Origin of the sequence: Synechococcus sp. UW140 (assembly GCF_900474295.1) — a bacterium.
GTDB lineage: Bacteria > Cyanobacteriota > Cyanobacteriia > PCC-6307 > Cyanobiaceae > Synechococcus_C.
Genome location: NZ_UCOB01000015.1, coordinates 15,071 through 37,076 on the forward strand (window position 1 = coordinate 15,071; position 22,006 = coordinate 37,076).

General features: G+C 59.8%; 27 protein-coding genes. 12 read left to right on the top strand and 15 right to left on the bottom strand.

The window, feature by feature from the left end:
* Positions 1-67: 67 nt before the first annotated feature.
* The 4 genes from psbX to DXY10_RS06485 all read left to right on the top strand — a co-directional run bounded on the left by psbX (position 68) and on the right by DXY10_RS06485 (position 2,382).
* Positions 68-190: a photosystem II reaction center X protein gene (gene psbX, locus DXY10_RS06470; protein WP_115017493.1), complete on the top strand. Its 123-nt coding sequence runs from the start codon at positions 68-70 to the stop codon at positions 188-190.
* A gap of 80 nt (positions 191-270) precedes the next feature.
* Positions 271-1,287, top strand: a complete 1,017-nt coding sequence (locus tag DXY10_RS06475; RefSeq protein ID WP_115017495.1) for a Ycf66 family protein — start codon at positions 271-273, stop codon at positions 1,285-1,287.
* Positions 1,288-1,378: 91 nt separating this feature from the next.
* A complete protein-coding gene (locus DXY10_RS06480; protein WP_170955731.1) occupies positions 1,379-1,864 on the top strand; it encodes a Tol biopolymer transporter periplasmic protein in 486 nt (161 codons plus the stop codon).
* Positions 1,861-2,382, top strand: a complete 522-nt coding sequence (locus tag DXY10_RS06485) for a hypothetical protein (RefSeq protein WP_244281975.1) — start codon at positions 1,861-1,863, stop codon at positions 2,380-2,382. Before DXY10_RS06480 ends, DXY10_RS06485 begins: the two co-directional genes overlap by 4 nt.
* Before the next feature lie 5 nt (positions 2,383-2,387).
* Here DXY10_RS06485 and DXY10_RS06490 read toward each other — a convergent pair whose 3' ends face one another.
* From DXY10_RS06490 to DXY10_RS06500, 3 genes are read right to left on the bottom strand one after another with little or no spacing between them, the layout of a single operon-like run.
* The gene (locus tag DXY10_RS06490; protein ID WP_115017501.1) at positions 2,388-2,603 is read right to left on the bottom strand and encodes a chlorophyll a/b-binding protein; all 216 of its coding nucleotides are present in this window, start codon (positions 2,601-2,603) and stop codon (positions 2,388-2,390) included.
* Between the two features lie 9 nt (positions 2,604-2,612).
* Positions 2,613-4,904: an ABC transporter ATP-binding protein/permease gene (locus tag DXY10_RS06495; protein WP_244281977.1), complete on the bottom strand. Its 2,292-nt coding sequence runs from the start codon at positions 4,902-4,904 to the stop codon at positions 2,613-2,615.
* A gap of 51 nt (positions 4,905-4,955) precedes the next feature.
* Positions 4,956-5,297: a histidine triad nucleotide-binding protein gene (locus DXY10_RS06500; protein WP_115017503.1), complete on the bottom strand. Its 342-nt coding sequence runs from the start codon at positions 5,295-5,297 to the stop codon at positions 4,956-4,958.
* A 69-nt stretch (positions 5,298-5,366) separates the two neighbouring features.
* On the opposite strand from DXY10_RS06500, the gene DXY10_RS06505 reads away from it, so the two are divergent.
* Positions 5,367-6,905 carry a YifB family Mg chelatase-like AAA ATPase gene (locus tag DXY10_RS06505; protein ID WP_115017505.1) on the top strand — a complete coding sequence of 513 codons (1,539 nt, stop codon included), beginning with the start codon at positions 5,367-5,369 and terminating at the stop codon, positions 6,903-6,905.
* A gap of 49 nt (positions 6,906-6,954) precedes the next feature.
* On the opposite strand, the gene DXY10_RS14530 is transcribed toward DXY10_RS06505, so the two are convergent.
* From DXY10_RS14530 to def, 5 genes are all read right to left on the bottom strand, one after another.
* Complete coding sequence (locus DXY10_RS14530) at positions 6,955-7,098, bottom strand: hypothetical protein (protein WP_170953760.1); 144 nt, start codon at positions 7,096-7,098, stop codon at positions 6,955-6,957.
* Between the two features lie 96 nt (positions 7,099-7,194).
* On the bottom strand, positions 7,195-7,365 hold the full coding sequence (rpsU, locus tag DXY10_RS06510; protein WP_006043142.1) for a 30S ribosomal protein S21: 171 nt from the start codon (positions 7,363-7,365) through the stop codon (positions 7,195-7,197).
* Between the two features lie 47 nt (positions 7,366-7,412).
* Positions 7,413-8,081: a DUF3747 domain-containing protein gene (locus tag DXY10_RS06515; protein WP_115017508.1), complete on the bottom strand. Its 669-nt coding sequence runs from the start codon at positions 8,079-8,081 to the stop codon at positions 7,413-7,415.
* 58 nt (positions 8,082-8,139) lie between these two features.
* Positions 8,140-8,337: a hypothetical protein gene (locus tag DXY10_RS06520; RefSeq protein ID WP_115017510.1), complete on the bottom strand. Its 198-nt coding sequence runs from the start codon at positions 8,335-8,337 to the stop codon at positions 8,140-8,142.
* Positions 8,338-8,358: 21 nt separating this feature from the next.
* Positions 8,359-8,964, bottom strand: a complete 606-nt coding sequence (def, locus tag DXY10_RS06525) for a peptide deformylase (protein WP_115017513.1) — start codon at positions 8,962-8,964, stop codon at positions 8,359-8,361.
* A gap of 115 nt (positions 8,965-9,079) precedes the next feature.
* Here def and DXY10_RS06530 point away from each other — a divergent pair, with 115 nt between their 5' ends.
* On the top strand, positions 9,080-11,017 hold the full coding sequence (locus DXY10_RS06530) for a S9 family peptidase (protein ID WP_115017514.1): 1,938 nt from the start codon (positions 9,080-9,082) through the stop codon (positions 11,015-11,017).
* On the opposite strand, the gene DXY10_RS06535 is transcribed toward DXY10_RS06530, so the two are convergent.
* Positions 11,002-11,700, bottom strand: coding sequence for a class II aldolase/adducin family protein (locus DXY10_RS06535; protein WP_115017517.1), 699 nt, complete (start codon positions 11,698-11,700; stop codon positions 11,002-11,004). The genes DXY10_RS06530 and DXY10_RS06535 overlap by 16 nt on opposite strands.
* The gene (gene mtnA / locus DXY10_RS06540; RefSeq protein WP_115017518.1) at positions 11,693-12,793 is read right to left on the bottom strand and encodes an S-methyl-5-thioribose-1-phosphate isomerase; all 1,101 of its coding nucleotides are present in this window, start codon (positions 12,791-12,793) and stop codon (positions 11,693-11,695) included. The genes DXY10_RS06535 and mtnA overlap by 8 nt, the downstream gene beginning before the upstream one ends.
* A gap of 40 nt (positions 12,794-12,833) precedes the next feature.
* Here mtnA and DXY10_RS06545 point away from each other — a divergent pair, with 40 nt between their 5' ends.
* Positions 12,834-13,862 carry a metallophosphoesterase gene (locus DXY10_RS06545; RefSeq protein ID WP_244281978.1) on the top strand — a complete coding sequence of 343 codons (1,029 nt, stop codon included), beginning with the start codon at positions 12,834-12,836 and terminating at the stop codon, positions 13,860-13,862.
* Here the strand turns inward: DXY10_RS06545 and DXY10_RS06550 are convergent.
* The 5 genes from DXY10_RS06550 to DXY10_RS06570 all read right to left on the bottom strand — a co-directional run bounded on the left by DXY10_RS06550 (position 13,853) and on the right by DXY10_RS06570 (position 19,044).
* The gene (locus DXY10_RS06550; protein ID WP_115017521.1) at positions 13,853-15,124 is read right to left on the bottom strand and encodes a SufS family cysteine desulfurase; all 1,272 of its coding nucleotides are present in this window, start codon (positions 15,122-15,124) and stop codon (positions 13,853-13,855) included. The two genes, DXY10_RS06545 and DXY10_RS06550, sit on opposite strands and share 10 nt — an antisense overlap.
* Entirely contained in the window at positions 15,121-16,362 is a 1,242-nt protein-coding gene (gene sufD, locus DXY10_RS06555) for a Fe-S cluster assembly protein SufD (RefSeq protein ID WP_115017523.1), read from the bottom strand. The genes DXY10_RS06550 and sufD overlap by 4 nt, the downstream gene beginning before the upstream one ends.
* 2 nt (positions 16,363-16,364) lie before the next feature.
* Positions 16,365-17,159 carry a Fe-S cluster assembly ATPase SufC gene (gene sufC, locus DXY10_RS06560; protein WP_115017526.1) on the bottom strand — a complete coding sequence of 265 codons (795 nt, stop codon included), beginning with the start codon at positions 17,157-17,159 and terminating at the stop codon, positions 16,365-16,367.
* 80 nt (positions 17,160-17,239) lie between these two features.
* Positions 17,240-18,679, bottom strand: coding sequence for a Fe-S cluster assembly protein SufB (gene sufB, locus DXY10_RS06565; protein ID WP_115017528.1), 1,440 nt, complete (start codon positions 18,677-18,679; stop codon positions 17,240-17,242).
* A 5-nt stretch (positions 18,680-18,684) separates the two neighbouring features.
* Positions 18,685-19,044 carry a ferredoxin-thioredoxin reductase catalytic domain-containing protein gene (locus DXY10_RS06570; RefSeq protein ID WP_115017530.1) on the bottom strand — a complete coding sequence of 120 codons (360 nt, stop codon included), beginning with the start codon at positions 19,042-19,044 and terminating at the stop codon, positions 18,685-18,687.
* A 127-nt stretch (positions 19,045-19,171) separates the two neighbouring features.
* On the opposite strand from DXY10_RS06570, the gene DXY10_RS06575 reads away from it, so the two are divergent.
* From DXY10_RS06575 to DXY10_RS06595, 5 genes are all read left to right on the top strand, one after another.
* Entirely contained in the window at positions 19,172-19,432 is a 261-nt protein-coding gene (locus tag DXY10_RS06575; RefSeq protein ID WP_115017533.1) for a hypothetical protein, read from the top strand.
* Positions 19,401-20,042, top strand: a complete 642-nt coding sequence (gene sufR, locus DXY10_RS06580) for an iron-sulfur cluster biosynthesis transcriptional regulator SufR (protein ID WP_115017534.1) — start codon at positions 19,401-19,403, stop codon at positions 20,040-20,042. Before DXY10_RS06575 ends, sufR begins: the two co-directional genes overlap by 32 nt.
* Positions 20,035-20,418: a hypothetical protein gene (locus DXY10_RS06585; protein WP_115017537.1), complete on the top strand. Its 384-nt coding sequence runs from the start codon at positions 20,035-20,037 to the stop codon at positions 20,416-20,418. The genes sufR and DXY10_RS06585 overlap by 8 nt, the downstream gene beginning before the upstream one ends.
* Positions 20,419-20,472: 54 nt before the next feature.
* Positions 20,473-21,075, top strand: a complete 603-nt coding sequence (locus DXY10_RS06590; RefSeq protein WP_115017539.1) for a phycobiliprotein lyase — start codon at positions 20,473-20,475, stop codon at positions 21,073-21,075.
* A gap of 104 nt (positions 21,076-21,179) precedes the next feature.
* The gene (locus tag DXY10_RS06595) at positions 21,180-21,944 is read left to right on the top strand and encodes a phycobilisome rod-core linker polypeptide (RefSeq protein ID WP_244281980.1); all 765 of its coding nucleotides are present in this window, start codon (positions 21,180-21,182) and stop codon (positions 21,942-21,944) included.
* The last annotated feature ends 62 nt before the right edge of the window (positions 21,945-22,006 follow it).

The following is a 22,006-nucleotide window of genomic DNA, read 5'->3' on the forward strand; positions in this document are numbered from 1 at the left end:
CTGCATCGTAGAAAGACACCAACAATCCCTAGGATCTCCGGATCCTGGCCATCCATTCCGGCTCGACATGACCCCCTCCCTCGCCAACTTTCTGAGCAGCCTCTTGTGGGGCACCGTGATCGTGGTCATCCCGGTCAGCATCGGCCTGTTTCTGCTCAGCCAGACCGACCAGCTTGACCGCAAGCTCTGAAACCGCTGGCGCACTCCGTAAACTGACGGTCAAAGGCTGCTTATTGAAAGCTTTCAGCCGTAGCCAGGGGGCACGCAACTGTGGTTAATGCCAGTCTCAATTGGGCCAGCATCGTTGGAATTGTGCTGGCCGTTGGCGGTGCGTTCCTGTATTTCATGCGCAGCTTCAAGCCTGCGCTGGCACGTGATTACGACGTCTTCTTCGCTGCCATCGGCCTCCTTTGCGGAGGCATTCTTTTTTTTCAGGGCTGGCGCCTGGATCCGATTCTTCAATTCGGACAATTCCTGCTGGCCAGTACCACGGTGTTCTTCGCCTACGAAAGTGTTCGTCTGCGTGGAGTCTCCACGGAACAGGCCCGCCGTTCGGCCTACTTTGACGACGAGCCTGCTCCAGTGCCTGGCCCTGCTGGAGGCCTAAACGGCGGGTGGGATTCCCCCTACGACCGCTTCGACGACACAGAACCAGAACCCCTGCGCCGCCGGTTTCAGGGTGCCTCTGATGACGACTACAACCAGGAGGGAGAGCGAGACTTCTACCGTCCACGGCGTCAGTCCCGAGCTGCTATCCCCGAGCAGGCTGCCAGCCGTCGCCGTGGTCGTGACGACTCAGCAGACGGTTGGGACGAGCGCAGTGAGCAACAGCGACGCATGGCCCGTTTCGGCCGACGCGATGAGGACAGCGACACCCGCTCTAACTTCGGCTCCCGCCGCACGCAACGTCAGGATCAGCGGCGGGGAAGCCGCCCCAGTGCGGCTCGCGTCGATGGCGCTGCCGGCAACGACGATCGCAACCCCAGGGAACGACCTGGCAGCTCCTCCCTAGGCCGCTCCAGCGATACCCCTTCCACCCCCCCTTCTAGCCAAGCAGGAATCCCCCAAGGCACACCACTTCGCCAAGGCCCCGAAGATGCCGCCTTTGCACCCTCCAAGCGCGGCTCACGCTCCACAACAAGCCCAGGATCATCCCGGCCTATTCCCCCAACGGGAAGTCAAGGACGTCCTGGGTCGAACCGGCCAGAAAACAGCGGAACTGCATCCGGACGACCGGCACCTCGCAGTTCTCGCCCTCGCGACAACAGCTCCCGGTTCGACGACTGAAGCGCATTCCAGCGAAGGGCCCATGCGTCGCCTGCCTCCGATCGTCCGCGTCGCTGAAAACAGCTTGATCGCTGCAGCTGTTTCTCTGCTCATGCTGGGGTGCAGCCCTAACGCCCGTCGAGCACCGGGGGCAGCGGTCGACCGTCAGCAGCAGGATCCGGCCATCAGCGGCAACGGCAACCTCCTGGCAGTCATCGTTGAACAACGAGGCCGTCCCACCGTGGAGCTGCGTGATCTGCGCAGCGGTCAGCGACTTCCACTCCGGCACCTCAACCGCCAACAACCTCACAGCTCCCCGTCCCTGAGCTGGAACGGTCGTTACCTCGCTGTGATCACCCAACGGGGCAATCGGCGCATGGCACTGGTCGAAGACCGCGTCACCGGCAGAGCCCATCCCCTCAGGCCACCTGGCAACCGGGATCCGGTTCGGGTCAGCCTGGCACCGGATGGGCAGAGGATGGCGATTCAAGTCGCCGACCGCGGCCGCTGGCGTGTGGAGATGCTCGACCTCAGCTCCATGCTCGAACCAGACCGACCCGGCGGCCTGCGAGTGACCACACCGCAGGAGGGCACATGATCGCCCAGTCTCGAAAGAACAACACCGGTGGCCGCAGCTGCCTGCTGCGCTGGAGCAGTGTGCTGCTCTTCACCCTGGTGGGCGGGTGCTCGAGCGAGGACATCCGTCCAATGCAAAACCTCAACAGCGCCCTCGACCGCAGCAGCGATGCCCGTCGAGACCCAACCCTGGCCCAGGAATGGCTGGCCACCCTGTCCAGCCGGGGAGGACGGGAGCGGATCGAACTGATCAATCTTCGCAACGGCACGCCCGTTCCCGCGCCAGGACTGAACAGAGCCGATGCACAACCTGTGAGCATCAGTCTCAGCGGAGATGGAGAGAGGCTGGCCTTGGTGCAGCAGCGCGAGGGGCGAACAGAACTCATGCTCTACCGCCGCAGCATCGGAGCCCTGCAGCGCCTGGACATCAATCCGCCAGGAGTGCCTCGTCAGGTGAGTCTCGATGGCGACGGCAGGACCCTGGCCGTTCAGATCAGCCGAAGCGGACGCTGGGATGTCGACATCATTCGGCTCCCCTGAACGGCTCAGGGAACCAGACCGGCCCAGTGCAAGAAACTGTCGTGACAGAGGGCTTCGACGAGCAGGACGGCCGCAAATCCAACCATGGCAAACCGACCGTTGACCCGCTCGGCATAGCCGCTCCAACCGAAGCCAGGTACATCCGAGGTCGTTGCACTGGTGGCCGGGACTTGAGCGGGACGGGGCTCCTGAGAAGCCGCTTCAGTGCTGCTTGTGGTCATGCATCCAGCTCAGGAATGTTCAAAGTCATAGCTGGCGGCGGGGATCAACTGCCAGCCACCGTCGCCATTGAGTGCCAGCACTTGATCATGGAACGATGTGAGCGTGGGCCGATGCCCCACACTCACCACCGCCATCTCCCGCTCCACCAACAAGGCATATAGATGGCGTTCGGTGCTCACATCCAAAGCACTGGTGGCTTCATCAAGCACCACCACCTTGGGCGCATTCAAGAGCAACCGAGCGAAAGCGAGACGCTGCTGCTCCCCAAGCGACAGCAGCCGTGGCCAGTCCTGCTTGACGTCAAAGGAGGGATAACGATCCAGCACAGACTGGAGCTGCACCTCCTTCAGCACGGCTCGAAGGTGGTCGTCGCTGAAGCGATCACAATCGAGCGGATAGCAAAGTTGCTCCCGAAGAGAACCCAGGGTCATGTATGGGCGCTGAGGGATGAAAAGCAACTCACCGCTGGGAGGAGTCGACACCTGCCCCGTCGGAGAGGCCCAAAGACCACTGATCACTCGCAGCAGCGACGTTTTGCCGCAACCGGACGGGCCAACAACCAACAACCTCTGACTGGCAGCAATGCTGAGGTTGAGATCCTTGGTCAGAAGTCGGTCCGAAAAAGGTGTCTTCACAGATGCACCTTTGAGAACAATCGAATTAGCAGGCTTCACATCCGAGAAGAAATCTGCATACTCCTCACGATCAACATGGGAGATGTTCGATTGAAAACCCTCAAGTCGACCAACCGAGGCAGAGAACCGAGCCAAAGACTCAATATTGTAGATAATAAAAAATAGAGAGTTTTCAACCAAATTATAGGCAACATTCGCTTGAGCAAAGCTGCCATAATCCATCTCTCCCGCCAAAATCGGGGAGATCAGGATTAGATAAGGTATAAAATTGCTTCCGTAGATTCCCGAGCGCTGTACCATCTTCAAAATAGCCTGCCAAATAATCAAGAGGTTGTAGTTCTTGATCACAGATCCAAGCCGCCCCCCCACCTCGCGAGACTCTTCGGGTTCACCGGAATAGAACGCGATTGACTCAGCATTATTCCGAATATGGACAAGGCCATAACGGAAGTCGGCCTCGTAACGCAACTGATTCGTATTAATAGAAACCAGCTTCCGACCCGCAAAAACCATCAAAGCCGAGATGGAGCCGGCATACAGAAGCAAGGCAAATGTGAGCTCGCCACTAATGCTCCACAAAATTGCGATGTTCAAAGAGAACATCAAAATCGAATCAAAAATATCCAGAGTAAATCGCAGCGCCTCAATCGTGAAATCCTTGGTGTCATCAGCAATACGCTGATCAGGGTTATCAACGTCACCACCCGCCCCTTCATTTGGATTGAGCACGTAATAAGCCCGATCCTTGAGATAATCAGAGATCAAGCTCTTCGTTAACCAGTTCCTCCACACCAAGCTTAGTTTTGCCGTGAGGTAGTACTGCAGCGTGCGGATTGGCAACGCCGCCATAAAACAAAGGCCATAGACCCAGAGGTTGCGATAACTCGACTCTGGGTTGCGAGCAATCAGCGCATTCGTCAGATCTCTTGCAATAAATGTGATTCCCGCATTAATGCCGTTCACCGACAACAACATCAGGATGATCACACCCAGCAATAACCAGGGGAACCAACGCCTCTGCCGTAAGCGACTGCGATGAGTGAGAAAACAGCCAAGTCCGAAGACGAACAAAGCAACAATGAACTGGCCCCAGCAGATCAACCCAAAACCAAGGCCTGAAAGCCAAGGCGTCACCGCAGCAATCGATGATGTCCAAACAATCGTGAGGGGAGTCGAGAGCCAACTCAGCGACTGCATGGTTTCCGGTGCGGCCACCAAGCCGAAGAGCGCAAGCGCTGCCGAAAGCGCAAACAGAACTGTTCCTGCTGCGCTCAACAGCAACGTGGGAACGTACAACCAGGTCTTAATCGGAAAACGCCTGCAGACGCGATCCTGGGAGATCAAGAAAATGACCAGGCTGAAGGGATAAACCCCAAGCAGAAGCTGCCCCCAGGAGACGATCTCAATGATCGGGCGCGACCAAACAGTGCCAATGGCGGCCTGCACACCCCCCAAATATTCAGTGGTGAGCTTGGGCCAGACCGCCCCCACCAGGGCCATCACGCCTGACAGCAGGCCCAGCACTGTTCCAGCTACACAGAACAGCAAAGCCAACAACAGCAAGGCAAACAGCCAGCCGTTGCTGTCGGTGTAGGGAAGAAAATAAGGCTGCGACAACCGGCGCAGCCGCGTCAGCTGGGCACGGAACGACTGCAGGGACGCCATGAATACACACACCTGGGCCCATTGTGGCGACTGGTCGCAACAGGTGTCTGATCAGCCGGGAGGCCAGTCCAATTCCCGTCCCCCGATCACATGCACGTGCAGGTGAAACACAGTCTGGCCAGCCTCGGCACCAGTGTTGATCACGGTACGCCAGGCCTCGAGCCCCTCCTGCTTCGCCACCTTGGACGCCACCAAGAGGAGATGGCCCAGCAGAGCCTCATCCTCAGAACCGGCCTGATGCAGGCTCTCAATCGGCTTGCGCGGAATCACCAAAACATGCACAGGCGCCTGGGGCGCCACATCACGAAACGCCAAGCAGCGGTCGTCGCTATAGACCTCATCACAGGGGATTTCTCCGCGCAGGATTCGGCCGAAGATCGTGTCACCCGCCATGGTGAAAGCCTGATCGAAACAATGGTTGGGACAGGCAGGGCATCAATCCGATGCACCATCTGAAATGCAATGCTGGCACGCTGCCAAAGCGCCTCCCTGCTCGGACTGGAGGCCTGCCCTGTCACCGTTGAAGTGGATCTGGCACCAGGCCTTCCCGGCCTGCAACTGGTGGGCCTACCGGATGCCGCCATCCAGGAATCGAGGGAGAGAGTCCGAGCAGCTCTGCGCAACAGCGGCTTTCGTGGCCCTCTGGTGAGGGTGATCGTCAATCTTGCACCAGCCGATTTACGCAAGGAAGGTCCCGCCTTCGACCTACCAATTGCCCTCGCCCTGTTGGCAGCCAGTGGCCAACTGGATGCGCCACTGCTCAAAGGCCTGTGGTGTGCCGGTGAACTCGGACTCGACGGCAGCCTGCGCCCCTGTCGCGGCATTCTTGCGGTGGCCTGCCTTGCTGCAAGCAGCGGAGCCTCAGCCCTGATCGTGCCAGAAGCCAATGCCAGCGAAGCCTTACTCGTTCCAGGACTGAAGGTGATCGCAGCAAGCTCGCTGCAGGAACTGGTGATGCTGCTGCGCCAGAAACCAGAACAGCGGTCCTGCAGGGTGTACAGCCAAACGGAGCAGCAACCTCCAGCCAAGGCAACGGAGGCACCAGCCGCCATCATTGGCCAGTCGCTAGCGCAAACCGCCCTGGCCGTGACGGCCGCTGGAGGCCACCATTTGTTGATGGTGGGACCACCAGGCTGCGGCAAAACCCTCCTGGCCCGCTTCCTGCCCCAACTGTTGCCACCACTGACACGGCAGGAAGCACTGGAGATCAGTCGCGTGCAATCGATTGCCGGTGTGCTGGTTCCAGGAGATGGCCTGGCAAAGCAGCGACCCTTCCGTGCACCCCATCACAATTGCTCGAGTGCTGCGCTGCTCGGTGGCGGCGCCATCCCCAGACCCGGTGAGCTCAGCCTGGCCCATGGCGGCGTGCTCTTCCTGGATGAGCTCGCTGAGTTCCCCCGACGGGTGCTTGATCAACTGCGCCAACCTCTGGAAGAAGGGGTGCTGTGGCTCAGCCGGTCGCGGCTCAAATGCGCCTTCCCTTGCCAAATCACCCTGGTTGCAGCGACCAATCCCTGCCCATGCGGCTGGTACGGCGATCCTGATCACCCCTGCCGCTGCACACCATTGCAACGGCAGCGTTACTGGTCTCGACTCTCAGGTCCTCTAATCGATCGTCTTGATCTGCAGCTGCGGCTGGAACGTCTCACGAGCAGCGAAATTCGCGCCAGCCTGACCCCAACAACCGCCTCAGCCAAGGCAGTCTCAACGCCCACACCGGAGCAAATCATCAGCGCAAGGCAACGAATGAAGGCTCGCAACCCGGATGGATGCCTCAATGCTGCACTGAGCGGCCCACAGCTCGGTGACCACGGAGGCCTCTGTGACGGGGTACTCGAACAATGGGAACGAGCGGTGCATCAACGCAAACTGAGCGCCCGCAGCGGATTGAGGGTGCTTCGGGTGGCGCGCACCCTTGCAGATCTTCGCGATCAGGCCAAGATCAGCGGCCGCGACCTCGCCGCGGCCCTCTGCTTTCGCAGCTTTGATACAGGCAACTGATCTGAACACATCAGTTGCCCTTGCGTGGCGACGCCTTGAGCCAATCCCGCTACTTGGACTTCACGGGGGAATCGCGGAAAGGCTGCTCACCAATCGGGGGCGGCAGATGCATTTTCTCCTCACGCGGATTGCCGATGGCATGGGAGAGGGTTTCCCCGAACCACTGGCGAATGCTTCTGGGCTTCAGATCCATGGACTGCTCCTGGCGTCTCATCCCAGTCTGGGAATAGGACCGTCAGGAGCCAACAGGTGGAACTACCCGTTTTTTAAACCGACTGGACAAGCGCACTCAACGACGACGACGACGCTGCTGTGCTTTGCGCTTGTACTTCTCGATCGGAGTCTCGTGGTGACGCAGACGCTTGAGGTCGGCAAAGATTCCGGCCTTGGAGACCTGACGCTTGAAGCGACGCAACGCTGATTCGATGCCTTCGTTTTCTCCGACCGTGACCTGAGTCATGCAACAAGCGTGTTTTCCAGCCCGTCAATGTAGCAACCTGACCTCATTCAGGATTCTGGAGCAGCCGGAGTCAGTTCCGGAGCAACAGGAGCATCAGCCGGCAGCGTGCCGTCTCCAACTGGGTTGCCCTCCAACTGCACGGGTTCCGTCTCGTTGCCAGGCCAGACCTCCCGGAAGACATAGAGGTGACCCAAGGAACGGGTGCCGTATTGACGGCGCATCAACAGCCAGCCAGGCTCGAGCTGCAACTGCAGAAAACCGCCGCCGGCACCACCGGCCTTGGCCACCACCATCGTGGGCTGAGACGGATCGCGAGTTGGCACCGCCAGCAGCTCAACGTCCTGATTGGACTTCACCACAGAGAGGCGATAACGGGTACCGAAATCATCCCCACCGATTCGCAAGGAATAGCCGTTGCCATCGATATAGCGGTTGCAGACCCCGGTGAAATCAAAGGTGGCGAGCAACGGATCCACCACGGCCGGCTCACTGCCGGACACAGCAAAACAAGGTCGCTTGTTGGTGCGTTGCTCGTAGATATTGAGCTGAGACGATTCTCCCTTGCCGATCGGGGCCGCAACAAGGATGAAATTCGCCTGCTCCACTGGCGTCGCTGAAAACAGCGACCCCTGTGAAGATGCTGGGTTCCCCAGCCCCGTGAGCATCGTGGCCCCAGCCACAGCAAAGGCCAGGGTTGTGGGGAAGGAGCGAACCATCGGGAGTGATGTTGGTTGGGCGGATCGTATAAGTCGCGGCGCTGCCAGTCAGGGGGGCTCAGGCCGGTTTGTTGAGCCGAATCGCGACAAGAAGTGACCCGACGGTGCCGGGCGCAGTCAAGCCAAGGATCCAACGTGTGGGGGTGAGCCCTAGCTCAGGATCTCCATACGCCAGCTCAAACACCGAGCCTGTGGCAGCGATACCGAGCACGCAGGCGAGGGCCAAGAACAATCCGGCCAAAGGTTTCATCGGCATGGGTAGAGAAACAAAAGTTGGTCAGATAAGAGAACGCACATCAGCAGCTTCAAAGCCGTGATCCTGAAGTTCCTTGGTCAGGCCGCCTGCATCGGTGACGCGATCGACAAACAACACACCCTTGAGATGATCCATTTCATGCTGGATGCAACGGGCCATCAGGCCATCCGCTTTCATGCTCCGCGGGCGACCCATCTCATCGCGAAAACTCAACTGAATCGCCGACGGACGAACCACGTCGAGATAGACCCCGGGAATACTGAGGCAACCTTCTTCGTAGGTATCGAGCGATGCACTGGATGCTGTGATCTCAGGATTGATCAACACCAGCGGCGGCGAGGTGGCATTCTCGAGATCAAGATCGATCACCAGCAACTGCTTGTGCACGCCCACCTGCGGAGCGGCCAGACCAATGCCCTTAGCGGTGTACATGCTGCGAAGCATGTCGCGCGCCAACTCACGCACAGATTCGTCGACCTTGCTAATCCGACGCGCATCCTTGCGTAAGACCTCATCCCCGAGCTTGTGGATCTCAAGCGGAGAGACCTCAAGCGCTTCCTTGGCCACGGTCACGGAGGAGCTGCTCCGTTCAGCTGACCGTGCCAATTGAGCGAAGCTGCGGGCCAAGATCCTCTTCTCGCGATTGGATAGTGTCCGGCCACTTTAGGCAGTGCTGGCCGATACCAGCCCTGGCAGCCGCCACCCTCACCGTCCAGCCTCACCGTCCGTCCTCCCCAACGCTGTGTCCAACGCTTCTGGTCCTAAGCCGGCCATACCCCTCGCAGCCGACGTGGCGCTCGGCCGCAGTCCGGTGCTGCGCGATCCACAGTTGGTTGGGGACTGGGTGCTCTGGCTGGAGCAACGCCCCCAGGAAAAGGGACGCACCACCGCCCTCATCCGTCCCTGGAAGGCAGAAGATCAGCAGCCCCAGGAGCTGACACCTGCTCCTTGCGACCTGCGAAGCCGCGTCCACGACTACGGCGGCGGCACCCTTGCAAGCCATGCCGAAGGGGACCTGTTGCTTTTGGTTTGGGTCGATGACACGGATGGCTGTTTATGGAGCCAGAGCTGGCAGGGCCTGCGCCAAAACAGGAACCCGCTAAACAGCCTGAAGCCGATCGCACCACCACGACGCCTCACCCAACCGGGATCCCCATTGGCCGACGGCATCATCGACCACCATCGCCGGCGATGGCTGGGGGTAATGGAAGCCGAGGGTCGTGACTGGCTGGTGTGCGTGGATCTTGAACGCGCCGATCAGACCCCCGCGGTGCTGCATCAACCGCAGGACTTTGCCGGCTACATGGCTCTGAGTGCCGATGGTGATCGGCTTGCCTGGGTGGAATGGACGCAGCCGGCGATGCCATGGGATTGCAGCACGCTGTGGTGCTCCTGCATTAATCGAGAGGGGATGCCCCAGCACCCCTTCCAGCTAGCCGGCGACACCACGGAGTCCGGCGATCGGGTCTCCGTCTTCCAACCTCAGTGGCTGAACGATGGACGCCTGCTGGTGGCGGAGGACCGCAGCGGCTGGTGGAATCTGATCCATTGTCGTCCGGAGGCTTGGTCATCAGCCCCGCATTGGCAAAGACCATGGCCCATGCAGGCGGAAACGGCCATGCCCCAGTGGATCTATGGGATGAGCACCACCGCCTGGGATGGAGAGCAGGTGGTGGCGGCGATCTGCGATCAGGGGCGCTGGAAACTGAACTGTTTGACCAATGACGGGACGATCCAAGCCATTGAGCAACCGTTCGATGACCTGGCAGGGCTGCGGGCAGCAAACGGACGAGCCGTTGCTATCGCCAGCAATGGCAACACAGGCATGGGCCTGCTGGAGCTAGATCTCACCAACGGAGAGTGGCGCCACACACCCGCCAGCCCGGCCGTGCTGCCCCCCGAGCAGATCAGTCGTGCGGAAGCGATCTGGTTTAACGGCGCCAATGGTGAGCGAACCCATGCCTGGTACTACCCCCCAACCGGGGCACACCCCGGACCGGCCCCCCTGCTTGTGAAGGGTCACAGCGGACCCACCGCAATGGCCAGAACTGGCCTCAACCTTGCGATCCAGTTCTGGACCTCACGCGGCTGGGGCGTGGTGGATGTGAACTATGGAGGGTCCACGGGTTTTGGCAGGGCTTACCGCGATCGACTGCAACAGGGATGGGGCGTTGTGGACGTTGAAGACTGCGCCGCGGCCGCCCAAGCCCTGGTAACCAACGGCCGAGCCCATCCGGATCAGATCGCCATGGAGGGAGGCAGTGCCGGCGGCTTCACCACACTGGCCTGCCTCTGCTTCACGGATGTCTTCCGTGCCGGGGCCTGCCGGTATGCCGTCAGCGACCTCACCGCAATGGCCACTGACACACACCGCTTCGAGGCGCGCTATCTCGATGGCCTGGTCGGTGACTGGCCAGCAGAGCGGGAACGCTATGAAGCCCGTTCCCCCCTTCACCATGCCGACAAAATTCGCTGTCCCGTGATCTTCTTCCAAGGACTCAAGGACAAGGTCGTTCCAGCGGAGCAGACCGAGCGGATGGCCTCAGCCCTGCAAGCAAACGGCATTCCCGTGGAGGTGATCACCTTCCCCGAGGAGGGCCATGGCTTCCGAGACAGTGCTGTGCAAGTTGCTGTACTCGAGGCCACCGAGGCCTTCTTCCGCCGTCACCTGGACGTCTGATCTGCCTGGCCGTAGTGCAGGCCTCGGAACTGAGCATGGACAGCCTGCATCTGTTCAGCAGTGAGCAGAGGTGGCTCTCCCAATTGCAAGGCCTGCAGATACATGCGCGCCAGTGTCTCCACCTCCACGGCAATGCGCAGGGCTTGGTCAAGGCTGTCGCCAAGGCTTACAAGACCATGGCGGGCCAGCAGACAAGCCTGACGACCGTGAAGCGCCTGAACCGTCATCCGCGACAACTGCTCCGTCCCAAAGGTGGCGTAGGCAGCACAACGGATGTCATCTCCACCCGCCACGGCCGTCATGTAGTGAAAGGGGGGGATGCCCCGGTCATGACAGGCGAGGGCGGTTCCATGAATCGGGTGGCAATGCAACACCGCCTGCACATCGGGGCGGGCCGCAAGCACATCAGCATGCAGCCGCCACTCCGACGAAGGCCTACGTGAAGGCTCGCTAAGCGGCATTCCGCTCCAATCGATCGCCACCAGATCGGTGGGCTCCATCTGCTCATAGGGCAGGGAGCTGGGAGTGATCAGCAGTCCTCCGGGGATTCGCTGGGAGAGATTGCCAGACGTTCCCTGATTGAGCCCACTGGCATTGAGGCGCCGAGCCACGGACACCAGCTCTTGCCGCAAGGCCAGGTCAGCAGCAGCGAGCGCATCAGCGCCAGAGGTGACATCAGGCATCGACATACAACCCCTTGAGGCCCTGCTCACTGGCCGGAGCCACGCCCCGATCCGTGATCAGAGCAGTCACCAGTCTGGCCGGGGTCACATCAAAAGCAGGATTAAATCCGTCGCTGCCATCCGGAGTCAGCTGCACGGAATTGACGGCACCGGCGGCATCACGCCCCTGGATATGCGTCACTTCAGCTGCTGCTCTGGCCTCAATCGGGATCTCGGCCACGCCGTCCCCGATCGCCCAGTCGATCGTGGAGGCTGGAAGCGCCACATAGAACGGAACGTCGTTGTCGTGGGCGGCGAGCGCCTTGAGATAGGTGCCGATCTTGTTGCACACATCGCCGCGTCGCGTTGTGCGATCTGTGCCGACAATCACCGCATCCACCTGACCATGCTGCATCAGGTGGCCTCCGGCGTTATCGACGATCACCGTGTGGGGAACGCCTTCGCGCCCCAGCTCATAAGCGGTCAAGGACGCCCCCTGGTTGCGCGGACGGGTCTCATCCACCCAAACATGAATGTTGAGGCCAGCACGATGGGCCTTGTAGATCGGTGCCAACGCCGTTCCCCAGTCAACGGTGGCCAGCCAGCCAGCATTGCAGTGGGTGAGGACATGCAACGGTTGCTCCTGTCGCTGCGGCGAACGTGCGCTGGCCAGTGTCTGGAGCAATCCGAGGCCGTGGTCGCCGATTGAAGCGCACATGGCCACATCTTCTTCCGCAATCAGAGCCGCTTCCTCCCTGGCCGCCGCGGCCCGCTGCGATGGGGGCAAGGGCAGCACGCGTTGACGCACCCGCTCCAAAGCCCAGCGCAGATTCACGGCTGTCGGCCTTGTGGCGTTGAGCTGGTCGAAAGCGGTGGCCAGGGCCTCATCCGAGGCATCAACCTGCAGGGCCAGCATCAGGCCATAAGCACCGGTGACCCCGATCAACGGTGCGCCCCGAACCACCATCGTTTGAATGGCCTCCGCAGCGGCGTGACAAGTGGTGAGAGTGCGCGTGGTGAAGCAATGCGGGAGCAGGGTCTGATCAATCACCCCCACCGACCGACCATCCGCCTCAAGCCAGATGGTGCGCCAGGCCTGACCATCAATGTTCATCAGCTGCGGATGCGCAGGGAATGGTCCATGCTGCCCTCCGATGGGGGCCTCCCTGATGCGCTGTGATCGCCGCCAGCTGCTGACGCTTGCCGCCGGGGCGCTGGGCTTGGCCGCTGGTGAGTCACTGGCGGGAGGAGCGCTCCAGGCCAACCCAGCCGCTGACGCCCTCCGCATCGGCCTGATCAGCGACCTCAACAGCAGCTACGGCTCCACCTCCTACATCCCACAAGTCCAGCAGGGTCTCGCCCATCTGTTAGCGCTGAACCCAGCCGTGGTGGTCTGCGCCGGCGACATGGTGGCGGGCCAGAAAAAGGGCCTCAGCGCCCGCAAACTGGACCAAATGTGGGAGGCCTTTGCCCGCACGATCCTCCTGCCAGTGCGTCGACAGGGCATTCCCTTTCTGCCAGCGGTGGGGAATCACGATGGAGCCCCCGGATTCAGTGCCGACCGGCAGGCCGTTCGCCGCTTCTGGAAGCATCGTCGTCAAGCCCTGGGGCTGCGATGGGTCGACAGTGCTGATTTCCCATTTCACTACAGCGTTCTGGATCAAGACGTGTTCTGGCTGGTATGGGATGCGAGCTCCAGTCGTGTTCCCGAGGCGCAACTGCTCTGGGCCCGCCGGCAACTGATGGCAGCCGAAGCCAGGCAAGCTCGGCTTCGGCTCGTGGTGGGGCACCTGCCATTGGCAGGGATCAGTCAGGGGCGCGACCGACCCGGCGAAATGCTCACGCAGCACCACAGGATCAAAAGACTGCTGCAAGAGACAGGAGTCCAGGGGTACATCAGTGGCCATCAACACGCCTGGTACCCCGCCAGCGAGGCCGGACTCGATCTAATCCAGCTGGGGGCAATGGGAAGCGGGCCTCGCCTCTTGATTGGAGATCGCCGTCCGAGACCGCAAAGCTTCACCACCCTCGATCTGGACTGGCAGGAGCACACCCTCCAGGAAACCAGCTATGACGCCGCCACAGGCATGACGCTGGACTGGGATTCCCTGCCAGAGCAGCTCCAAGGGCATCGAGGCACCTTGATGCGCAATCGCGCCTTGCGTCCACTCACTCAGCTGTGAGCGCGGAGGAAATCCAGCGTGGACATCAACTCATCCGCAAAGCGGTCGATCTCAGCAACAGTGGACGTGAAGCTGAGACTGGCACGCGCTGAAGCAGTCACGCCGTAATGGCGATGCAGGGGTTGGCAGCAATGGTGACCACTGCGGATGCAGACACCTTCCAGGTCAAGCATGGCCGCGATGTCATTCGCATGAACGCCCTCCACGAGAAAGGTGGCCAGGGCTCCTCGATCGGGCTGCTGCTCTGGGGTGGGCCCAAGGATTCGAACACCCTCGATGGCTTGTAGTCGGGCGAACAGATGGGCGGTGAGCTCAGCTTCCCAAGCCTGAATCGCCTCGAGGCCAACGGTCTCGAGGTAGCTGATCGCGGCGCCCATTCCAACCGCCTCCCCAATGGCGGGAGTTCCCGCCTCAAATTTGTGGGGCAAGTCCGCCCAAGTGCTGTGATCGAGGAACACATCCTGGATCATTTCTCCACCACCCAGGAAGGGCGGCATCGCCTCCAGTAGAGCCTCTTTCGCCCAGAGGAAACCCATCCCGGTGGGACCGCAGAGCTTGTGGGAGGAGCCGACCAAAAAATCCACCCCGAGCTGATGCACAGCCACTGGTTTATGGGCCAGGCTCTGACAGGCATCGAGCAAGACAAGAGCTCCATGCTCAGAGGCCAAGCTGACCACCTCATCCACAGGATTGCAGCAACCCAGGGTGTTACTGATATGCACCAAGGCCACCAGCCGGGTTCGACTCGTGAACTGACGGCGCAGGTCTTCTAGATCAAGGGTGCCATGTTCGGTCACACCGACATGACGGAGCACACATCCAGTGCGCTGGGCCAGCAGCTGCCAGGGCACCAGATTGCTGTGATGCTCCATCACGGTGAGGAGCACCTCGTCGCCAGGCTGGAGATTGGAATCGCCCCAGGTGCGGGCTACAAGATTGATCGCCTCGCTGGCATTTCTGGTGAAAACGATCTCGCGGGGACTAGCCGCTGCAATAAAACGAGCCGTGATCAATCGTGCGCCTTCAAACGCCTCTGTGGCACGGGCGCTGAGCTGATGGGCCCCGCGATGCACATTGGCGTTGTCGTTGCTGTAGTAGCGCTGCAGAGCCTCCAGCACTGCTGAGGGCTTCTGACTGGTCGCCGCATGATCGAGGTAAATCAGTGGCTGTCCCGAACTGGAGCGCTGCGCCAGGATGGGGAAATCGGAACGGGTCCGTTCTGCCAAAGACCGAGACGCATTGCACTCTGGTGCTGCGGTCATTGCTCAAGGCCCTCAAGCAGGTGATCGATCACAGGCCAACGCTGTGCCAGAGGCGGCAGGGCATCCACCACCTCCTGGCAATAACCCCGCAGCAACAAAGCGGCAGCACGAGCACTGGAGATTCCACGACTGCGCAGATAGAACATCTCTTCCTCCTGCAACTGGGTCACGGTGGCCCCATGCGCACAGCGCACATCGTCTGCGACGATCTCCAATTCCGGCTTGGTGTCGATGCGGGCACGGTCCGACAACAGCAAATTGCGGCTGAGCTGTGCGGCATTGGTGCGTTGCGCCGCCCTCGGGACGTTGACTGCACCATTGAAGATGCTGTGGGAACGACCGGCGGCGACCGCCTTCTGCAGCTGATCCAGCTCTCCTTCCTCGCCCTCAAAACGCATGGTCGTATGGGTCGCGAACTGCTGCTCATCAGCCGTCAGCACGAGACCCTTCAGAACCGTGGAGGCCTGGCCATCCACTTGAACAATCTGAGGTTCAAGGCGCCCCAAGGCCCATCCTCGCGACACCGTGATGAGCTCATAGCTGCTACGCGGCTCCTGCTCCACCGCCAAGTGGGCCATCAACCCGGAATCCCCCGATCCCTGGGCCACAACGCCATGTCGAACCCTGGCCTCCTGGCCAAGATGCATCTCCAATAAATGGCTATGGGCCGCACCCGAATCAGCCAGGAACACCTCAAGGATCTCCAGCTCTGCTTTCTCCTCAACCACCAGCAGGATCCTGGTAGGGCTTAGGGATGCCTCAGCGGCGCCAACCAGCACCTCCAACGGAGGCACAGAGCCACGGATGCGAAGGGCCAGCACCTGGGACGCCAGTGAATGATTGAACTCCACGGGCCAGTGATGGGCCGAGCCGCAACGCGCGAGGGTGTGACCCAGAGCCTGCTCCAACTCACTCCCGCTCAGCTCGCTCACTCCCTCAGGGAGAGTGACCCCTGCGAGGGGATCGGAGTGGCCGTCAAGCACAACACGCCAGCCATTCTCAGGAGGACCCGGCACGTTCTGAGCCGACGCTGCTTCAGCCGAAGCAGGATCCAAAGCCGCCAACGGCAGCGTCAATAAACCCTGCAGGCGGGTCAGATCGGTGAGACGCCAGTCTTCCTGGCGGCGGGTGGGCAATCCAAGTTGGGCCAGGGCCTCTCGCCCGCGACGCTGAATAGGCTCTAGGGCTCCTGCTGGAGCAGGCAGACGCGTCAACCAGTCGGTCGCAGTCGACACCATGGTTAGGCCACCCCCTGTCCGGTGGACGCCACCTCCTCATCCACCCAGTCGTAACCGGTTTTTTCCAGCTCAAGTGCCAACTCACGCCCCCCGGTTCGGAGGATTCGGCCAGCCGCCATCACATGGACATAGTCAGGGGTGATCTCATCCAGCAAACGCTGGTAATGGGTGATCAACAGCGTGGCGTTCTCAGGCGTGGCCAACTGATTGACTCCGCCCGCAACGATTCTGAGGGCATCGATATCAAGGCCGGAATCCGTTTCATCAAGGATGGACACCACCGGATTCAGAAGCGCCATCTGCAGAATCTCATTGCGCTTCTTCTCCCCTCCGGAGAAGCCCTCATTCACGCTGCGTTCCAGAAAGGCAGGATCCATCTGCACAACGCTGAGGCGTTCGCGCACGTGATCGTCAAAATCGAAGGTGTCGAGCTCCTCCAGGCCCTGCTGTTGCCGGCGCGCATTGCTGGAGACCCGCAGGAACTCCAGATTGCTGACACCTGGGATCTCCACAGGGTATTGAAAGCCGAGGAAGACACCAAGCCGGGAGCGTTCTTCCGGCTCCAGCTCAAGCAGATCAGAACCTCGGTAACGGACGCTCCCACCGGTGACGCGATAGGCAGGGTGACCAGCCAACACCTTCGACAAGGTGCTTTTGCCGCTGCCGTTACGACCCATCACCGCATGGATCTCGCCAGCACGGACCTGCAGATTCACACCGTTGAGGATGGGCTGAGCCTCAACGGAAGCATGCAGATCGTTGATATCGAGCAACAGCTCGGCGTCAGGACGGATCACGGGTGAAAGCGAGTGAGTAAGAAAGAAGGTGTGGACAACAGCGATGAGTGGCAGGGGAGACCACTAACGGGATCAACGGTCTATCCGACAGATCCCTCAAGCTTGAGAGCCAGGAGCTTGTCGGCTTCCGCCGCAAACTCCATGGGCAGCTGATTGAAAACATCTCGGCAGAAACCGCTCACCATCATTGAGACAGCCTCTTCGAAACCAATCCCCCGACTCTGGAGGTAGAAGAGCTGATCTTCGGAGATACGACAGGTGCTGGCCTCATGCTCGATGGCTGCCTGAGGCTGTTGGGAGCGGATATAGGGATAGGTGTTGGCCGCCGCCTCATCGCCAATCAACATCGAATCGCACTGGCTGTAATTGCGCGCACCCTTGGCACCAGGCGCAATCTGCACAAGGCCTCGATAACTGTTACTGGAGCGCCCAGCACTAATGCCCTTGCTCACGATTGTGGAGCGGGTACGGGCACCGAGGTGAATCATTTTGGTGCCCGTATCGGCCTGTTGGCAGTTATTCGTGAGAGCAACGGAATAGAACTCGCCGACAGAGTCGGCACCCTGCAAGACACAGCTCGGATACTTCCAGGTAATCGCTGAACCCGTTTCCACCTGGGTCCAACTGATGCGACTGCGAGCACCGCGACACTGACCGCGCTTGGTCACAAAGTTGTAAATTCCGCCGACTCCATTCTCATCGCCGGCATACCAATTCTGGACAGTGGAGTACTTAATCGAAGCATCATCCAAAGCAACAAGCTCCACCACGGCGGCGTGAAGCTGATTGGTATCAAACATGGGCGCAGTGCAACCCTCGAGGTAGCTAACGGATGCCCCTTCCTCGGCAACGATCAAGGTGCGCTCGAATTGACCCGTATCACCTGAATTAATCCGGAAGTAAGTCGAAAGTTCCATCGGGCACTCCACACCCTTCGGAATAAACACAAACGATCCATCACTGAAAACCGCTGAATTCAGCGCGGCAAAATAATTATCGTTACCGGGAACTACAGTGCCCATATAACGCTCAACAAGCTCCGGATATTCCTTCACTGCTTCGCTAATCGAACAGAAGATCACTCCGTGCTCCGCGAGCTTCTCCCGATAGGTCGTAGCAATGGAAACGCTATCGAAAACCGCATCGACAGCAACGTTACTCAAGCGCTTCTGCTCACTCAGCGGTATACCAAGCTTGTCAAATGTCTCTAACAGTTTTGGGTCAACCTCATCGAGACTTGCCTTCTTCTCTTGCTGGCGAGGAGCAGCGTAATAAATAATATTCTGATAGTCGATCGCGCTGTATCCCAAAGCAGCCCAATCAGGCTCCTCTAGGGTGAGCCAATGCCTATAAGCACGCAGCCGAAAATCAAGTAAAAACTGAGGCTCCTCCTTTTTGGAGGAAATCAGGCGAACAACATCTTCACTAAGGCCTTTGGCAATCTTCTCAGTTTCAATGTCAGTGACAAAGCCATACTTATAGGGCTGACTGACAAGATCACGAGTGGAGACACTGGTCATAGAAGTCAACCTGCGGAGGCGTGGATCTCCTCGGTGCTGATCGTCTGCGCATCACCACGGAAAGCATTGTCCTCAGTGAGAAACAACATGCAGTGGCATTCCTTGCGCTCACGCATCGGCACACAGGGGCAGTTCCAGAACGCCTGGGACACTTCAGCACCCTTGTCTTCGTAATGGCGGCAAGGGCACAGTGCGCCCCCGAGCTCGTCCTTGTGACGAGCCAGACCCTTGAGCACAACAGCAGTCACACCGGGATCACTGCAGAAATACGTTCCGGTGCGCTGGGCGTAGGTCTCAGCGAACTTACGGATCACCTCAAGGCTTTCCGGGGTTGGTTCAGCGGTGCCAGCAGGTGCGTCAGTCATGGACAGCGATGAGTTGAGCAGTCAACGGAAACAGGCCGTGGGCACACAGGCTTCAGGAGATACGAAACCATTCAGTTTCGTATTTGGAGCCTAGGGCACAGTCACGACAGCTGCCGGTCGAGGCTCATTGTGCCCCCGCAACGCCCCGGATGAGGGGCCATCGACGAAGCTGCGCAACGTTCCGGTTAGCGCCAATCGCACCGACAAGGCCCATCAACGCGCCAGTGGGCGTGGTCGATTCATGGGGCGCAAGGCCTTGGGACAACCGGTTGATGATCTCCGTGACGGAGTCACTCTGGTGAGAATCCGTCAGTGGCCCAATTTGCGTGGCATCGTGATGGAATCATCACTGACCCATGGGCGCACACGCGCAGGCACCCACCCGTGAGACCACTCTCACCCTGCTGCTGAGGCAGGGTGAGACGAGTGCTGGGCATTTGGCCAACCAACTCGGGATTTCGGTGCAGGCCATGCGACGTCACCTGCGCAGTCTTGAAGAGGAAGGCTTAGTCGAATCGACGCCGATGCCAGCGGGACCCGGCCGCCCCTCGAACAGCTGGCGACTTACAGACCGCGGCCACCAACATTTCCCCGATGGCAGCGAACACTTCGCCCTAGGCCTGCTCCACTCCATGGCCGCAACGCTGCCGCCGGAGACAATGGTCTCCCTGCTCACCCAACAAGCGATCGACAAAGCAGGCCATTACCGACAACAGCTGGGATCAGCACCCTTAGAGGAACGTGTGGCCCTCCTGGCCGAACTGCGCCGCCAAGAGGGTTATGTCACCGAACTGCAAGATGCACCTGATGGCCAGGGCTGGTGTCTGAGTGAGTTCCATTGCTCCGTGCAACGCATCGCCGAGGAATACCCGGTGGTTTGCGACCAGGAGCTTGAGCTGATTCGCCAGACCTTTCCCGACTGCCAAGTGGAACGGGTGCATTGGCGACTGAAGGGAGAGCATTCTTGTGGTTTTCGGATCACCCCTGGCGATGACTGACCCATCGCCCACCTCCGCAGAAAGCCCTCTCACAAGGGAGATGGTGGAACAGATCGATGCGTCCATGCTGCCGAGTCTTGAGCGGCATCACCTACGACTGCTCGCCCACTGCCTGGCCAGCTTTCAACAGATGGCGTCACCTGAATGCAAAGGCCCAATCCCAGCCTTGGCACAGCAACAACGTTGGTGCAGGGATCAACCTCTGCTGAAAAACGATCCCGAGTTTTGCGATCTACTCCTGCGTCAGTTCTCGACAGCGGCTGATCGGCTTGAGTCGATTGCGGATGCCCTGGGGATCACTCCGCTGGAACTGACCCTGGGCGCACTGATCGATCAAGCCGTTATGGCCTTCAATGCAAGGCAACAGATCACGTAGGCCTGGTCGCCTGCGAACATCCAAAGACCCCCTGGGTCCCCCTCGGAGCTGAGCATGAGCCTTGTCATCCCCGATGCCCTCAGTTTTTTTCAGCTCAGCTGTGGTCGCTGGCGCTCGCAACGCAGCGTTCACCATCTGCTGCATCGCCGAGCTGAGGCCGGTGGATCGCTGATTGTTGTTGAGGATCTCGATCCAAGCGATAGCCGCCTGGGCGAATTAGCGGTCGCGCACGGGAAGGAAGCCAGTCAGGTCATCGGCGGAAGCTATGTGCGCTGGAGCGCATCGATGGCTTGGGACAGAAGCGAGGAGGGCCACGACGGTGAAACAGTGTTTGGGCTCATCCCCACCAGCGACGACGGTCGCAGCGGACTGATGCTGAGAACGATGGGCTACGCAGAAAAAGCACCGGCGTCATCTCTGTTCGCGATGGATTCCGAGGATGGGCTGATCCTCGAAACGAGCTACGAAACCATGCGGGTGTGGGAACGGTTTAGCTTTATCGGCCCGGATGTGCGCGTTCGCAGCAGCACTGTCGAAGGGCTGTCGAACAACGCGTCGTTCTGTGTCGAGACCCGAGAGCAAGACGTGGGCGAAACCGCATCGGCCCCAAGGGCCCAAGCCTCCGCATCCCAGACCCTGTCTGCCTTTGGGTGGTAGCAAGCTTGTAGCGAGTATTACGGTCTGTAATCCGTTCTCAGATTGAAGGGATTCGTTCCTGATACCTGCAATTACGATCCCCATCAGTGGACGCTGATGCTCGCGTGGCCATCCCTCTTCTTAAGTACGCACCAATCACTCAGAATTCTCTGAGGGCCGGTGTTCCGAACATTCGCGTCGGGTCCGAAGAGGAGTCAAGGGCCTACTCCATGGACATCGCCATGGATCCAGACAATCTGACCACGGTGATCGAAAGCGGTTACCGCCAGATTTTCTTTCATGCGTTCAAGAGCGATCGAGACGTCAATCTCGAGTCCCAGCTGCGTGACGGTCAGATCACCGTCAGGGACTTCATCCGTGGCCTGCTGCTGTCCGAAACCTTCCAGCGCAGCTTCTACAACCTGAACAGCAACTACAAAGTTGTTCGTCACCTGGTCGAGCGTGTCTTGGGCCGCAAGACCAATGGCAAGGGAGAAGAGTTGGCTTGGTCCATCGTGATCGCCACCAAAGGCATCGTCGGCATGGTGGACGAGCTCTTGGATAGCCAGGAATACCTGGATGCCTTCGGCTACGACACCGTTCCCTACCAACGCAATCGCATCCTTCCTGGACGTGACCTTGGTGAGACCCCATTCAACGTCAGCACTCCTCGTTACGACGAGTACTACCGCGGCATTCTGGGCTTCCCTCAGATCATCTTCACAGGCACATCCAAAAGCATTCCGGCTCGGGCCAAGATCACGCGTGGAGGCTCTCCCGCCGATTACATGGCATGGGTGCCGGGCATTGCCATCAGGACAGCCCCTTCAATTGGGAATGCCGACATGGACTACATGTCCAAAGTCCCCTATCGCAGCGTCGGTCGCTAGTCGACAGAATCCTTACCAGCACAGCGAAAGAGGGGGCATCAAGCCCCCTTTTTTCATGGCAA

What these genes read in the sequence shown, in the direction of transcription:
- DXY10_RS06495 (WP_244281977.1), bottom strand. Translation starts at nt 4,904, where the DNA reads ATGGCGTCCCTGCAGTCGTTCCGTGCCCAGCTGACGCGGCTGCGCCGG.
- rpsU (WP_006043142.1), bottom strand. Translation starts at nt 7,365, where the DNA reads ATGACTCAGGTCACGGTCGGAGAAAACGAAGGCATCGAATCAGCGTTG.
- sufR (WP_115017534.1), top strand. Translation starts at nt 19,401, where the DNA reads ATGGGCGCACACGCGCAGGCACCCACCCGTGAGACCACTCTCACCCTG.
- DXY10_RS06570 (WP_115017530.1), bottom strand. Translation starts at nt 19,044, where the DNA reads ATGACTGACGCACCTGCTGGCACCGCTGAACCAACCCCGGAAAGCCTT.
- DXY10_RS06590 (WP_115017539.1), top strand. Translation starts at nt 20,473, where the DNA reads ATGAGCCTTGTCATCCCCGATGCCCTCAGTTTTTTTCAGCTCAGCTGT.
- DXY10_RS06480 (WP_170955731.1), top strand. Translation starts at nt 1,379, where the DNA reads ATGCTGGGGTGCAGCCCTAACGCCCGTCGAGCACCGGGGGCAGCGGTC.
- DXY10_RS06505 (WP_115017505.1), top strand. Translation starts at nt 5,367, where the DNA reads ATGCTGGCACGCTGCCAAAGCGCCTCCCTGCTCGGACTGGAGGCCTGC.
- mtnA (WP_115017518.1), bottom strand. Translation starts at nt 12,793, where the DNA reads ATGAACATTGATGGTCAGGCCTGGCGCACCATCTGGCTTGAGGCGGAT.
- psbX (WP_115017493.1), top strand. Translation starts at nt 68, where the DNA reads ATGACCCCCTCCCTCGCCAACTTTCTGAGCAGCCTCTTGTGGGGCACC.
- sufB (WP_115017528.1), bottom strand. Translation starts at nt 18,679, where the DNA reads ATGACCAGTGTCTCCACTCGTGATCTTGTCAGTCAGCCCTATAAGTAT.
- DXY10_RS06485 (WP_244281975.1), top strand. Translation starts at nt 1,861, where the DNA reads ATGATCGCCCAGTCTCGAAAGAACAACACCGGTGGCCGCAGCTGCCTG.
- DXY10_RS06550 (WP_115017521.1), bottom strand. Translation starts at nt 15,124, where the DNA reads ATGACCGCAGCACCAGAGTGCAATGCGTCTCGGTCTTTGGCAGAACGG.
- DXY10_RS06545 (WP_244281978.1), top strand. Translation starts at nt 12,834, where the DNA reads ATGGGGGCCTCCCTGATGCGCTGTGATCGCCGCCAGCTGCTGACGCTT.
- DXY10_RS06515 (WP_115017508.1), bottom strand. Translation starts at nt 8,081, where the DNA reads ATGGTTCGCTCCTTCCCCACAACCCTGGCCTTTGCTGTGGCTGGGGCC.
- sufD (WP_115017523.1), bottom strand. Translation starts at nt 16,362, where the DNA reads ATGGTGTCGACTGCGACCGACTGGTTGACGCGTCTGCCTGCTCCAGCA.
- DXY10_RS06520 (WP_115017510.1), bottom strand. Translation starts at nt 8,337, where the DNA reads ATGCCGATGAAACCTTTGGCCGGATTGTTCTTGGCCCTCGCCTGCGTG.
- DXY10_RS14530 (WP_170953760.1), bottom strand. Translation starts at nt 7,098, where the DNA reads ATGGATCTGAAGCCCAGAAGCATTCGCCAGTGGTTCGGGGAAACCCTC.
- DXY10_RS06535 (WP_115017517.1), bottom strand. Translation starts at nt 11,700, where the DNA reads ATGCCTGATGTCACCTCTGGCGCTGATGCGCTCGCTGCTGCTGACCTG.
- DXY10_RS06500 (WP_115017503.1), bottom strand. Translation starts at nt 5,297, where the DNA reads ATGGCGGGTGACACGATCTTCGGCCGAATCCTGCGCGGAGAAATCCCC.
- DXY10_RS06585 (WP_115017537.1), top strand. Translation starts at nt 20,035, where the DNA reads ATGACTGACCCATCGCCCACCTCCGCAGAAAGCCCTCTCACAAGGGAG.
- DXY10_RS06490 (WP_115017501.1), bottom strand. Translation starts at nt 2,603, where the DNA reads ATGACCACAAGCAGCACTGAAGCGGCTTCTCAGGAGCCCCGTCCCGCT.